This window comes from Gluconobacter sp. P1D12_c (genome assembly GCF_018812105.1).
GTDB lineage: Bacteria > Pseudomonadota > Alphaproteobacteria > Acetobacterales > Acetobacteraceae > Gluconobacter > Gluconobacter oxydans_A.
In genome coordinates this window covers 1-350 of the sequence record NZ_JACSIQ010000934.1, presented here as the reverse complement: position 1 = coordinate 350, position 350 = coordinate 1, and the positions used below count along the sequence as shown (strand labels likewise).

At 58.0% G+C, this 350-nt stretch carries 1 protein-coding gene; it reads left to right on the top strand.

The genetic code is table 11. The features are described from left to right. Window positions 1–310 (top strand): transposase (locus KP705_RS19855; protein WP_215765558.1); only part of this gene is annotated, 310 nt, incomplete at its 5' end. Window positions 311–350 lie beyond the last annotated feature (40 nt).

Genomic DNA, 350 nt, shown 5'->3' with positions numbered 1-350 from the left:
CGTCTGGGCCGATACCGCGTATCGCTCGAAAGCCAACGAAGACTTCATGGAAAAGCAGGGCTTTGTCTCAAAGGTCCACAGGAAAAAGCCGCATCTCAAGCCCATGCCCCGCCACATCCAGCGGTCCAACGCAGGGAAATCGGTGATCCGGTCGCGTGTCGAGCATGTCTTTGCCGATCAGAAATCGCAGACGGGTCTGTTCGTCCGAACCGTGGGTATCACCCGGGCCACCATGAGGATCGGCCTGGCCAATATTGTCTACAACATGCGCCGCTTTCTCTTCCTCGCAAGGTTGAACGCGAGCGCGTAGTCATCCAGGGGGGCAGTCCCCGATCTGCTCAAAACGCAGA